The following is an 11,833-nucleotide window of genomic DNA, read 5'->3' on the forward strand; positions in this document are numbered from 1 at the left end:
GGGCGGGCAGCGCGGCGCCAGCCGGGCCGCCTGCGCGGCCGAGCGCCCGGCGCGCAGGCCGAATGCCACGGCCTCGGTGATGGCGTTGCCGGACAGGCGGTTGGCGCCGTTGGCGCCGCCGACGGCTTCGCCGGCCGCGTACAGGCCGGGCAGGTCGGTGGCCATATCGGTGTCCACGCGGATGCCGCCCATATGGTAGTGGGCGATGGGCGCGACCTCCACCATCTGGCGGGTGAGATCGATGCCGGCGGCCTCCAGCTTTTTGATGATGGGGCCGAAGGCCGCTTTCAGCGTCTCGGCGGGCACATGCAGAAAGCTCAGCCAGGCGCCGCCGGCCGGCGAGCCGCGGCCGGCCTCGACCTCCTTGAGGATGGCGTAGGTGGCCGCGTCGCGGGTCGTGGTATAGCGGCCGTCTTCGCTGCGGTTGCCGTAGCGGTCGACAAACTCCTCGCCCTGGGCGTTGAGCAGGCGGCCGCCCAGCTTGTAGCGGAAGGGGTCCCACATGATGGGATCGAAGCCGACCAGGCGCGGCGCCAGATGGCCGATGGGAAAGAACTGCACGAACTCCATGTCCAAGAGGCGCGCGCCGGCGCGCAAGGCCATGGCCAGGCCGTCGCCGCCCATGTTGAGCGAGGCGCTGTTGCGCCGGTAGAGCCGGGTCAGGCCGCCGGTGGCGATGATGGTCGCGCCGGCCTGGATGAGCACGGGATGGCCGGTGGTCAGGTGCAGGGCCAGCGCCCCTAGCACGCGCCCTTCGTGCTTGAGCAGCTCGATGATGATGAGGTCGCCCACGCGGTGGATCTCCGGACGGCGCGCCACCTGCGCGCGCAGGACCTTGGCCACCGCGGGCCCGGTGTTCAGGAAATCGACGTAGACACAGCGCGGCCGGTCATGGCCGGGCGCCTGCACCTGGGTCAGGTGTCCACCGCCGCTCGCCCAGCCCACGCCCCAGTCCTGGAGCTGGCGGATCGCGGCCACGCCGTCCTCGCACAGCACGCGCGCCAGGTCTTCATTGCACAGCCCCCGGCCGGCGGCCAGGGTGTCGCGCAGATGGTGGGTCCAGTGGTCGGGCTGCTGCTCGGCCAGGGCCGCGGCGACCGTCATCTGGGCCATGATGGTGGCCCCGCCGCGGCCGATGAGGCTGCGGTCGGCCAGCAGCACGCGGCTGCCTTGTCCGGCCGCGGCGATGGCCGCGCTCATGCCGGCGCCGCCGGCGCCGATGACCAGCACGTCGGTCTCGATGGAGTGAAGAGTTGCGTCGTTCATGATCGGGGATGGGTTTCAGGCCGCGCCGAGATAGGCGCGCTGGACAGCGGGATCGGCGGCCAGGTCGGCCGCCATGCCTTCGATGACCACATGGCCATGTTGCAGCACATAGGCGCGGTCGGCCAGCTCCAGCGCGATGCGCGCGTTCTGTTCGACCAGCAGGATGGTCTGGCCGGCCGCCTTCCAGCGGAACAGGACGTCATAGACCGTGTCCACGAAGCGCGGCGACAGGCCCATGGAGGGCTCGTCGATGCAGACCAGGCGGCCGCGCCGCAGCCAGGCACGGGCCAGGGCCAGCATCTGCTGTTCGCCGCCGGACAGGGTGCCGGCGGCCTGCGCGCGGCGCTCGGCCAGGCGCGGAAACACCTCGAACACTTCGGCCAGGTCCTGGGCGATGGCGGCTTTCTCCTTGCGGCGCGGGTAGGCGCCCAGGAGCAGGTTGTCCTGCACCGTCATCTCGGGAAAGACGCGCCGGCCTTCCGGCACGCTGGCCACGCCCAGGTCGATGACATCGGCCGGCCGCCAGCCCTGGATGTCGCGCCCGTCGAGCCGGATGCGGCCCTGGCTGGGCCGGACCAGGCCCAGCACGGACTTCAGGGTGGTGGATTTGCCCGAGGCATTGCCGCCGAGCACGGACACCACCTCGCCGGCGTGGACCGCGAGGCTGACGCCATAGAGCGCCTGCACGGCGCCGTAATGCACGTCGATGGCGTCGATGGAAAGAAGAGGAAGGGAGTCAGCCAAGATGGGCATCCGATTGGACGGGGCGCGCGCGCGTGCGCCCCAGATAGGCTTCGACCACCGCGGGCTGGTCCAGCGCATGCGCGGGTTCGCCGGTAGCCAGTATGCGGCCCTGGTTGAGCACGATGACATGGTCGGCGATGCGCCGCACCAGCGACAGCTTGTGTTCGACCACCAGGATGCCGAGCTCGGGCTGTTCGGCGCGCAGGGCCAGCAGGATATCGGTGAGCTCGGCGGTTTCGCTGGGATTCATGCCGGCGGCCGGCTCGTCCAGCAGCAGATAGCGCGGCCGGGCGGCCAGCACGCGGGCGATCTCCAGCCGCCGCCGGTTGGCGTACGAGAGACTGAAGGCCGGCTGGTCGCGGCGCGGCCAGAGCCGGTCGCCAAAGCGCTTGAGCGCGGCCTCGGCCAGGGCGTCGGCTTCCTCGCGGCGCTGGCGCCAGCCCGGCAGCAGCCCAAGCTCGCCCAGCACTTCGGTCAGCGGATCCCGCAGCCTGGGGCCGCGGGCGCGCAAGAGCTGGGCCTGGGTGCCCAGGCGCACACTGTCCCAGACCGTCAGCGCGGGAAAGACCCGCGAGGTCTGGAAACTGCGGCCCAGGCCCAGGCGGGCGATGCGCTCGGGCGGCTGGCCGTCGATGCGGCGGCCGTCCAGCCAGACCTGGCCGGCGCTGGGCCGCTCGATGCCGCTGAGCAGCTGGATCAGGGTGGACTTGCCGGCGCCATTGGGGCCGACCAGGGCCACCGCCTGGCCGCGCCGCAGGTCGAAGCTGACCTCGTCGACCGCCTTCACGCCGCTGAAATGGCGGCTCAGGCCTTCGACCCGCAGGCCTTGCTTGCCGGGCAGGGTATCGGGATGGCTCATGTCAGCGCGCTCCCAGAAGGCCGTGCGGACGCAGCCGCAGCATGATGAGCAGCGCCGCGCCGTAGGCGATCATGCGCCATTCGGCGAAGGGCCGCAGCAGTTCGGGCAGCAGGGTGAGCGCAAAGCCGGCCAGCGCCGCGCCGGTGAGATTGCCCAGGCCGCCGAGCACGGCCAGCGTGAGCAGCAGGATGGAGCCGCTCACGGTGAAGCTCTCCGGGCTGACCACGCTTTGCACATAGGCGAACAGCCCGCCGGCCGCGCCGGCCAGCGCGCCCGAGAGCGCGAAGCCGAGCAGGATGTAGCGGCGCACCGGCAGGCCGGCCGCGTGGGCCGCCAGGCGGTCTTCGCGGATGCCGCGCCAGACGCGGCCGATATTGGAGTTCAACAGGCGCTGGGCCAGCGCCAGGGCCAGCGCGCTGACGACGGCGATCAGCCCGTACTTCTGCGACAGGCTGGAGAGCACCGCATCGCCCCAGGCCGCCAGGCGCGGCGCCGGGATGCCGATAAAGCCCATGGGCCCGCGCGTCACATCCAGCCAGGTCATGAAGAGGAGATAGCCGATCTGCCCCACGGCCAGCGTGCCCAGCGCCGCGGTGTGGCCGCTCAGCTTGAGCAAGGGCAGCGCGGCCACGGCGGCCACCAGGGCGGTGATGGCGGCCGCGCCCAGCAGCGCCGCCTCGGCCGGCCAGCCATGGTTGCGCGCCAGAATGCCGACCGCGTAGGCCCCCACGCCATAGAAGGCCAGGTGGCCGATGGACAATATGCCCAGCGCGCCCGAGACCAGCGTCACGCTGGCCACCAGCAGGGCGAAGATCATGGCGTAGGCAAAGGCCTGCAGCACATAGCCGCTGTGCGTGAGCAAAGGCAAGAGGGCCAGCACGCCGCCGGCGGCCAGAAAGCCCCAGGGCGGCATCTCGATGGCGCGCACGGCGCGGCGCTGGCTGGACGAGGAGGCCAGCACGCTGGTGCTGGGCATGGCGCCGGCCGCACCGCCCGCCCCGCCCAGGGCGTCCAGCCGCCGGTCGCCCAGCAGGCCCTGCGGGCGGAACACCAGGAAGACGAGCACCAGGGTATAGGCCACCAGGTCACGGTAGCCTTCACCCACATAGGCGCTGGCCAAGGTTTCGACGATGCCCAGCAACAGGCCGCCCAGCACCGCGCCCGGCGTGCTGCTCAGCCCGCCCAGCAGCGCCGCCGCGAAGCCCTTCAGGCCATAGGGCAGCCCCATCTGTGGAAACACGCTCTTGAAGTACAGCGCCACCAGGATGCCGGACAAGGCGCCCAGCGTCCCCGCCAGGCCGAAGGCCAGCTGCTTGACCTGGGTCGTGCGTATGCCCAGCTGCGCGGCCGCGTCGCGGTCCTGGGCCGTGGCGCGCAGCGTGCGGCCCAGCCAGGAGCGCGACAGGAACCACGACAGCGCCAGCACGGACAGGGCGCCGAAGCCGAAGATCAGCAGGTCCGTGCTGGTGATATAGGCCGCGCCGAAGAAGAACGTGGCTTCTTCGAAAGGCAGCGGAAAGGACTGGCCCTCGGGCGACCAGATGATCTCGGCCAATTGCTCGATGATGAGGCTGATGGCCAGGGTCGAGAGCACGGGCGCGATGTAGGGCGCGTTTTCCAGCGGCCGCAGGGCCAGGCGTTCGAGCAGCATGCCCAGGCCGGTGACCACGCAGACCGAGAGCAGGGCGGCGGGCACCAGCGGCAGGCCCAGCACGGTCATGCCGCTGAAAGCGATGAAGGCGCCCAGCATGAAGAGGGCGCCCTGGGCGAAGTTGATGAGGTTGGAAACGCCGAAGACGAGGGAGAAGCCCAGCGCGATCAAGGCATAGACCTGGCCGATGGCCAGGCCGTTGAGGATTTGGCTGGCAAAGAGTTCTAGCATGCCGGGTAGTCCAGAAAATGACGGCGCCGGCGGGGCAGCCCGCCGGCTCGCCGATGACCAGGGGCGCGTCAGTCCTTGAGCAGTTGGAAGGCGCCGTCGCGCACCACGAGGAAGGTCGGGGCCTTCTTCACGTTGCCGTGGTCATATTGGGTCTGGCCGGTCACCCCCTCGTAGGCCGGGCCATTGGCCAGGGCGTCGCGCACGGCTTGGCCGGTCAGCGGCTGGCCCGACGCCACCACGCGGCGGATGGCGGCCACGCCCACGCCGGCGGCGTCATAGGCCAGGGCGGCGAACTGGTCGGGCAGCTTGCCGTACTTGGCCTGGTAGGCGTCGACAAACGCTTTCTTGGACGGGTCGCCCGGGAAGAAGATGCTGTGCACCACCACGCCCTCGGCGGCCTTGCCGGCCAGCTCGATGAACTTGGGCGAGGTCAGCGGAATGCCGCCGCCGGCCGGGATGTCCACGCCGGCCTGGCGCAGTTGCTGCAGGAAGATGGACGCCTCCTGGTAAGGCAGGGCCACGAAGACGCCATCGGGCTTGGCCGCCTTGATCTTGCTGATCAGCGGACGGAAATCCTTGGAACCCGGCAGCACCGCCTCGGTCAGCAGCACCTGGCCGCCGTCCTTCTCGATGGCCGCTTTGGTGGCCTTGACCGTGAACACGCCCCAGTCGTCCTGCGAATACGGGATGACGATGCGCTGCGCCTTGAGCTTTTTGTGGATGGTGTCGGCGTTGTACTGGGCCAGCACATCGTCGGTATTGTTCTGCCGGAACTGGTAGGGGCTCTGGCGGCTGTAGTCCGGATGCGAGGAAGTCGGGCTGATCTGCGGGATGCGGGCCTCGGCGAAGATGGGCGCGGCCGCCAGCGAGGCCGTGGTCGACCAGGAGCCGATGGCCAGCACCACGCCCGGCGTGGCGACGATCTTGCGCGCCACGGTGGCGGCTTCCTGCGGCGAATTGCGGTCGTCCTCGACGATGAGCCGGACCGGCCGGCCGCCGATGCCGCCCTCGGCATTGACGCCGTCCAGGTAGAGCTCGACGGCGTTCTTGAAGCTGGCGCCGTATTCGGCGAAGTTGCCTGACAGGTGCGAGAAGAAGCCGATATTGATCGGCTCGGCGGCCAGCGCGGGCGCGGCGAGCGCGGCGCCGGCGGCCAGGGCGGCGGCAAAGCGGGTAGCGGAGCGGAACATGACGATGTCCTGGAATATGTTGCAAAACAAAATCCTAAGAAATCGTCAGCGTTACCTCCACGATTTATTGCTAATAAGCAAAGGTGTCCCGCGCATAATGCCGGGCCTGCCTGCCCGGCGGCGATGGCGGATCGGGGGAGGGACTCAGGCCAGCGGCTTGAGGCCGACGCTGTAGGGCGGCGCATTGCCGCGCGCGGGGGCCTTGATCTTGAGCATGGAGCCGCCCGGCGTGTATTCGAATTCCTGGTAGGGGACTTCGAACCATTGATGGAAGCTGGTGCGCTGGAATTCCGGCACCCAGACTTTGGCGCGCCGTTCATCGCAATGGAACTCGACCTCGGTATGGTCGATGATCAACGGCCGGGCCGGGCCCAGCCGGTAGCTGGCGCGGACCTCCGCCCGCTGGACCGAGCCCGGCTGCCATTGCAGGCCGATCAAGGCCATGAAGTGCTCGATGGCCTCGGCGTCGTAGAAGGAGTTGGGCGAGCGGCCGCCGCCCTTGCTCGCCGCTTTTTGCTTGCTGTTTCTGCTCATAGCCGCCACTTTAACCGAGGCGGGGCGCCGGCGGGGCCGGCCCGGCGCCTGTATGAGCGCGATGGCCCCGGCCCGCAGGCCGGCGGCCAGCGCGGGCCGCAGATCGCAGCGGGCGCGGCCGGGCGCTCAGCTTTCCGTCACGCCGCACCATTGCGCGATGAACAGCGCGATGGACTTGGTGATCAGGCGCAGCGACTCGATATGGACGCGCTCGTCGAAACCATGGATGTCGAGTGACTTGGGGCCATAGACGAGCGTGGGCATATTGCCGTAGATGACGAAGACCCGCGCGTCCAGGTAGCCCGGCGTGGTGAAGCTCTCCAGTTCGGTCTGGAACGCCTGCCGATGGCATTGGCGCAGCGTGTTCTCGGCATCGCTGCCTTCTTCCAGCACATAGCCCTCGGCATAGAAGCCGGTGTAGGTCACGGTGGGCGGGGTGCCGCCCAGCCGGGGGTCGGCCGCCGCTTCGCGCAGGCAGGCGTCGATCTCCTCGCGCGCCTGGTCGGCCGTGGTGCCGGGATAGATGGCGGCCCGCACGTCGAATTCGCACCAGGGCGGCACGGTGGAGGGCCAGTCGCCGCCTTCGATCTTGCCAATATTGAAGTTGATGGGATGTTCGAGGTGTTCGAAATGGCGGTGGCAGTGGTGTTGGCCGTTCCACTTGGCTTCGATCTTGCGCAGGGCCTCGATGGCGGCGTAGGCGGCGTCGATGGCGTTGAAGCCATTGGCCATTTCGCGGGTGTGCGTGGGATGTCCCTGGACGCGCACCTTGAACCACAGCACGCCGACGTTGGCGCGCACCAGCATGTTTTCTTCCGGCTCGGGGATGATGACCGCATCGGCCTGGTAGCCGCGCAGCAGCGCGGCCAGGGCGCCGTTGCCGGTGCATTCTTCTTCGACCACGGACTGGAAATAGATGGGCGCGGCGGGCGCGTAGCCGGCGGCCCGCACGGCATCGTAGGCAAACAGGTTGGCGGCCAGGCCGGCCTTCATGTCGGCCGCGCCGCGTCCGTACATCCAGCCGTCGATGATGGCGGGATCCCAGGGCGAGCGGCTCCACATTTCGACCGGGCCCGTGGGCACGACGTCGATATGGCCGTTCAGGATGAGGGAGCGGCCCGTCTGCCGCTCGGGGCGGTAGCTTCCCACGACATTGAAGGCATTTTCATAGGAAACGGTGACCGGCCCGAAGCCGGGATGCGATTCGATGTCCTTGACGTCCACGCGCCAGCGGTCCATCGAGAAGCCGCGTTGACGCATGGCCTCGAACAGAAAGTCCTGGGCGGTATGCTCCTGCTCGCGCAGCGAGGGGAATCTCACCAGGTCCTGCGTGAAGGCCAGTTGGGCGTCGAAACGGGCGTCCACGGCTTCCAGGATGCGGCGGACCTGCTGCGGGCTCAGGGGGGCGGTAGGGGTACTCATGTGGGTTTCCTTCTGCGATGAAGAGGGGAATCAGGCGGCCGCGGCCCGCGGGGCATCCAGCGCCAGGCGCCGCTTGTGGCCGGCCAGGGCCCAGATGGATACGAGCGTGATGGCCGACAACACCGAGTAGAAGATCGCCAGCGGCAGCCATTGGCCCGGGTAGTGGTAGGTCAGCCAGGTGCCGGCCAGCGGCGTGAGGCCGCCGGCCACGGCGCCGCAGAGCTGGTAGGACAGCGAAATGCCGGAGTAGCGCACATGGGTGGCGAAGGCCGAGCTGATATAGCCCGCCATGGCGGAATAGATGGCGGCCATGAAGACCAGCACGATGGCGATGCCGGCGATGATGCTGAACGCGCTGCCGTGGGTGACCAGCATGAACATGGGATAGGGCGCGAGCACCGAGCAGACGGCCGAAGTGATCAGTACCCGGGTGGGGCCCAACGCATCGGCCAGCCAGGCGGCCAGGGGCTGGACCAGGAACTGGATGATGGCCACCACGAAGAGGCAGTCCAGGATCAGCGCGCGGCTCAGGCCCAGGGTCTGCGTGGTGTACGACAGCATGAAGGTGTTGGTGAAATAGATGCCGCCAATGGCGACGGTGCACACGCCCATGCACAGCAGCACGGTGCGCCACGCGGTGCGCAGGACTTCCTTGGCCGGCACCTCGGCGCGTTCCTGGCGCGCCAGCACCTGGGCGAAATCGGGCGATTCGTTGACGCCCACCCGGATGAAGTAGCCCACGATGAGCAACACCGCGCTGATCAGGAAGGGCACGCGCCAGCCCCAGCTGACGAAATCGGCCTCATCGAGCGTGGTCAGCAGGCGGAAGGCCAATAGCGAGAGAATCAGGCCGGCAGGGCTGCCCAGTTGGGCGAAGGAGGCGGCGAAGGTGCGGCGGCGCTGCGAGGCGTGTTCGCCCGCCATCAGGACCGCGCCGCCCCATTCGCCGCCCACGGCCAGGCCCTGGGCCAGGCGCAGCAGCAACAGCAGGGCGGGGGCCCACAGGCCCGCCGTCGCATAGCTGGGCAGCAGCCCGATGCCGACCGTGGCCACGCCCATGATGACCAGGGTGGCCATGAGCGCGTTCTTGCGGCCGACCCGGTCGCCCAGGTGGCCGAAGACCACGCCGCCCAGCGGGCGCGCCAGGAAGCCCGCCGCGAAGGTCCCGAAAGACGCCATCGTGCTGATAAAGGGATCGGAGGAGGGGAAGAAGACCTTGCCGAACACCAGGGCGGCCGCGGTGGCGTAGATGTAGAAGTCATACCACTCGATGGTGGTGCCGACGAAGGCGGCCGTGGCGGCGCGCACCGGCTGGCGGGCCGCGGGAGGACTTGCGGGAGCGACCATCGTTTTCTCCTTGGATGGGTCTGTTTTTTGCATCCGCGTTTATCGCTCCGCGCTGGACATTACGTCAATTTATGCTTTTTAATAATCCACTTTATTCAAAATAATGTCTGGCGCCGCCCGACGCCTTACCTTGCCCCCATCGCCATGAACACACTCCTGGACAGCCGGACCGGCGAACGCCTGGATTGGAATTTGCTGCGGACCTTCCTGGTCATCGTCCAGGAGCGCAGCATCAGCGGCGCGGCGAATAAACTGCATCTGACCCAATCGGCGGTGAGCCAGGCGCTCAAGCGGCTGGAGGATCGCCTGCAGCGCCGCCTGATCGAGCGCCACAACACCAGCTTCACCGTGACCAATGCCGGCGAGGAAGTCTGCCGCGCCGCCGAAGCCATCCATGGCTGCGTCTCCCAGCTGCTGAACGATGTCTCGCAGACCGAAGAGCAGGCCGTCGGACGCATCCATCTGCTGGTGGCCAGCCGCATCCATTCCACGGTCTATGACAATTTCTGGGCGGACTTCCATCAGCAGCATCCGCGCATCGAGGTGCAGATGGACGTGATGCCCAGCAGCGAAATCGTCGCCCTGATGCAGCAGCGCGCCGCCACGGCCGGCATCGCCCTGTGCCGCCGAATGCCCAAGCGCCTGGATCACAAGGTTTTCCTGCACCAGCGCTATGCGCTGTTCTGCGGCCGCAATCACCGCCTGTTCGGCCGGCAGGACATCCGCATCGAAGAACTGCTGGGCGAGAACTTCGTTTCCTTTGCCAGCGACGCCCTGGGCGACAGTCTCTCGCCCTTGACGATTTTCCGCGACCAGCGGGGCTTTTCGGGCCGCGTGGTGGCGTCCTCCACCCAGCATGACGAGGTCAAGCGCCTGCTGATCGCCGGCTATGGCATAGGTTGCCTGCCGGAGCACAGCGTGCGGCTCGACCTGGAGCAGGGCCGCCTGTGGCGGCTGCCGCCGGGCGAGGGCGTGTGTTCGGTCGACCTGCACCTGCTGTGGCACCGCGACGCCCATCGTACGCCGGCCGAGGCGGCCTTTCTCAAGCACTTCCGCGACTATATCGACGGCTATCCGATGAGCGAGCGGCTGGCCTCGGCCACATGAGGGCGGCCTAGCCGTAGGCGCGCCGCAGCTCCACCGCCGAGATCTTCAGCTGTCCGCGGTACTTGGTCACGGTGCGGCGCGCCACCACGATGCCGTGGCGCGCCAGTTGCTGGGTCAGGTCCACGTCCGATAGCGGCTGGGCCGGGTTCTCGGCGTCGATCAGCTCGCGGATCAGCGCCCGCACGGCGCTGGCCGAGCAGGAGCCGCCGGCCTCGGTGCCCAGTTCGCGCGAGAAGAAATGGCGGAACTCGAACAGGCCGCGCGGGGTGCTCATGTATTTGTTGGCGGTGGCGCGCGAGACGGTCGATTCGTGGATCTCCAGGTCCTCGGCGACTTCGCGCAGCATCAGGGGCCGCAGGGCGACATCGCCATAGTCGAAGAAGCGGCGCTGCCGCAGCACGATGGCCTCGGCCACGCGCTGGATGGTGGCATGGCGCTGCTCGACATTGCGCACCAGCCAGCGCGCCTCCTGCAGCTCGCGCAGCAGCGACTCGCGGTTGGCGCAATGCGCATGCTGGAACCACTCGGCATATTGCTGGTGCAGGCGGGCGCGCGGCATGGCGGCTTCGTTGACCCGCACCCGCCAGCGTTCGCCCACTTTGTCGACCAGCACATCGGGCACCACATAGGGCGTGGGCTGGTCGTCGTAGCGCAGGCCGGGCTTGGGATCGAGGCCGCGGATGAGCGCGCAGGCCTCATGCAGCGTGGCGTCGTCACTCTGCAGTTCGCGCCGCAGCGCGGGCCAATCATTGCGCGCCAGGCGCGCCAGATGCCGTTCGACGATGCGCAGGGCCAGGGCCTGGGCCGGGCCGGCCGGCATGGCGCGCAATTGCAGCAGCAGGCACTCGCGCAGATCGCGCGCGCCGATGCCCGGCGCGTGCAACTGCTGGACATGGTGCAAGGCCGTGCGCCATTCGCTTTCGTCGGGCGGCGGATCGAAGTCCTCGGGCACCGCCAGGTCTTGCAGCGGGCGGCGCAGATAGCCGTCCAGGTCCAGGGCGTCGATGAGGTAGAGGGCCAGGGTCCGGTCGCGCCGCGACAAGGGCAGGGTGGCCAGCGCCTGGACCAGGCGGTCGCGCAGGGGATCCAGGGCGGGTTCGCGCTCGAAGATGTCGCTGTCGCCCTCGGCGCGCGGCCGGGGATATTCGCCGACGTGGGCGGGCTCGGCGGCTGCCGGCGGCGGCGCGGGCGCCTCTTCCTCAGGCTCTTCGAGAAAGGGGTTGCTCGCCAGCGCATGCTGGACGGCCTGCTGGAACTCAAGCGTCGACATCTGCAGGAATTTCACCGATTGCTGCAGACGGGGGGCCAGCGCCATGCCTTGGCGCAGCTGTAGTTCCTGGCTTGCGTAGCTCAAGTCGTCCTCCGGTAGGCGAGGCTAGGGATACAGAAACCTCGCAATATCCATGCCAGGCTGCGACGCGGGGCGACGCGGGGCGACGCGGGGCGACGCGGGGCGACGCCGGGGCGGGGCGGGGGCGCGGC

General features: G+C 68.8%; 10 protein-coding genes. 1 reads left to right on the forward strand and 9 read right to left on the reverse strand.

Translation table 11 applies throughout. The annotated features are described in order from the left end of the window. The 8 genes from AXA74_RS23005 to AXA74_RS23040 all read right to left on the reverse strand — a co-directional run. The coding region (locus tag AXA74_RS23005) for an FAD-binding protein (RefSeq protein ID WP_060833329.1) at positions 1-1,266 on the reverse strand (1,266 nt) is incomplete at its 3' end. 15 nt (positions 1,267-1,281) lie between these two features. Next, complete coding sequence (locus tag AXA74_RS23010) at positions 1,282-2,019, reverse strand: ABC transporter ATP-binding protein (RefSeq protein WP_032979349.1); 738 nt, start codon at positions 2,017-2,019, stop codon at positions 1,282-1,284. Further along, the gene (locus AXA74_RS23015) at positions 2,003-2,869 is read right to left on the reverse strand and encodes an ABC transporter ATP-binding protein (protein ID WP_029580979.1); all 867 of its coding nucleotides are present in this window, start codon (positions 2,867-2,869) and stop codon (positions 2,003-2,005) included. The genes AXA74_RS23010 and AXA74_RS23015 overlap by 17 nt, the downstream gene beginning before the upstream one ends. A gap of 1 nt (position 2,870) precedes the next feature. Beyond that, a complete protein-coding gene (locus AXA74_RS23020; RefSeq protein WP_029580980.1) occupies positions 2,871-4,751 on the reverse strand; it encodes an ABC transporter permease in 1,881 nt (626 codons plus the stop codon). A gap of 68 nt (positions 4,752-4,819) precedes the next feature. After that, on the reverse strand, positions 4,820-5,941 hold the full coding sequence (locus tag AXA74_RS23025) for an ABC transporter substrate-binding protein (RefSeq protein WP_126623578.1): 1,122 nt from the start codon (positions 5,939-5,941) through the stop codon (positions 4,820-4,822). Positions 5,942-6,085: 144 nt separating this feature from the next. After that, positions 6,086-6,385, reverse strand: a complete 300-nt coding sequence (locus tag AXA74_RS23030) for a hypothetical protein (protein WP_032956076.1) — start codon at positions 6,383-6,385, stop codon at positions 6,086-6,088. Between the two features lie 216 nt (positions 6,386-6,601). Beyond that, entirely contained in the window at positions 6,602-7,897 is a 1,296-nt protein-coding gene (locus AXA74_RS23035) for an ArgE/DapE family deacylase (RefSeq protein ID WP_029580983.1), read from the reverse strand. Positions 7,898-7,927: 30 nt separating this feature from the next. Next, positions 7,928-9,244: an MFS transporter gene (locus AXA74_RS23040; protein ID WP_032979350.1), complete on the reverse strand. Its 1,317-nt coding sequence runs from the start codon at positions 9,242-9,244 to the stop codon at positions 7,928-7,930. 144 nt (positions 9,245-9,388) lie between these two features. Between AXA74_RS23040 and AXA74_RS23045 the strand changes: the two genes are divergently transcribed. Then, positions 9,389-10,351, forward strand: coding sequence for a LysR family transcriptional regulator (locus tag AXA74_RS23045; protein ID WP_032979351.1), 963 nt, complete (start codon positions 9,389-9,391; stop codon positions 10,349-10,351). Between the two features lie 7 nt (positions 10,352-10,358). On the opposite strand, the gene rpoN is transcribed toward AXA74_RS23045, so the two are convergent. After that, entirely contained in the window at positions 10,359-11,705 is a 1,347-nt protein-coding gene (rpoN, locus tag AXA74_RS23050; protein ID WP_032955946.1) for an RNA polymerase factor sigma-54, read from the reverse strand. Positions 11,706-11,833: the final 128 nt, after the last annotated feature.

Source organism: Bordetella hinzii LMG 13501 (assembly GCF_001548475.1).
Lineage (GTDB): Bacteria > Pseudomonadota > Gammaproteobacteria > Burkholderiales > Burkholderiaceae_B > Bordetella > Bordetella hinzii.

What these genes read in the sequence shown, in the direction of transcription:
- AXA74_RS23015 (WP_029580979.1), bottom strand. Translation starts at nt 2,869, where the DNA reads ATGAGCCATCCCGATACCCTGCCCGGCAAGCAAGGCCTGCGGGTCGAA.
- AXA74_RS23020 (WP_029580980.1), bottom strand. Translation starts at nt 4,751, where the DNA reads ATGCTAGAACTCTTTGCCAGCCAAATCCTCAACGGCCTGGCCATCGGC.
- AXA74_RS23025 (WP_126623578.1), bottom strand. Translation starts at nt 5,941, where the DNA reads ATGTTCCGCTCCGCTACCCGCTTTGCCGCCGCCCTGGCCGCCGGCGCC.
- AXA74_RS23030 (WP_032956076.1), bottom strand. Translation starts at nt 6,385, where the DNA reads ATGGCCTTGATCGGCCTGCAATGGCAGCCGGGCTCGGTCCAGCGGGCG.
- AXA74_RS23040 (WP_032979350.1), bottom strand. Translation starts at nt 9,244, where the DNA reads ATGGTCGCTCCCGCAAGTCCTCCCGCGGCCCGCCAGCCGGTGCGCGCC.
- AXA74_RS23035 (WP_029580983.1), bottom strand. Translation starts at nt 7,897, where the DNA reads ATGAGTACCCCTACCGCCCCCCTGAGCCCGCAGCAGGTCCGCCGCATC.
- AXA74_RS23010 (WP_032979349.1), bottom strand. Translation starts at nt 2,019, where the DNA reads ATGCCCATCTTGGCTGACTCCCTTCCTCTTCTTTCCATCGACGCCATC.
- AXA74_RS23045 (WP_032979351.1), top strand. Translation starts at nt 9,389, where the DNA reads ATGAACACACTCCTGGACAGCCGGACCGGCGAACGCCTGGATTGGAAT.